The sequence below is a fragment of the Brevibacillus sp. SIMBA_040 genome, assembly GCF_046535075.1.
Taxonomy (GTDB): Bacteria; Bacillota; Bacilli; order Brevibacillales; family Brevibacillaceae; genus Brevibacillus.
The window spans coordinates 1-233 of sequence record NZ_JAWRXI010000426.1 but is presented as its reverse complement, the minus strand read 5'-3'; the positions used below and the strand labels follow the sequence as shown (position 1 = coordinate 233).

The 233-nt window shown below is 47.2% G+C and carries 1 protein-coding gene; it reads left to right on the top strand.

Annotated features, from left to right (window positions below; translation table 11 throughout):
- The coding region (locus SB752_RS33315; protein WP_486320418.1) for a hypothetical protein at positions 1 to 233 on the top strand (233 nt) is incomplete at both ends.

The window sequence follows — 233 nt, the reverse complement described above, 5'->3', positions numbered from 1 at the left end:
CCTGGTCTGATAATCCTGCTGAACTTAAACAGTTGAAAAACGATACTGGCAGTGCGCTAGCACTAATGGAGTGTAAACCCCACCACAATACCACTGATACGGCCACTCTCTATTGGGCAGGCATTCCTGGAAATGCAGGTGATTTCCCGAGTGAGGAAAGCTTTTATACGTTCATAGAACCGGCCTTGTGCTTTTTCACCGAAGAGACCAATTATCAGGACTCTCCTTCACCG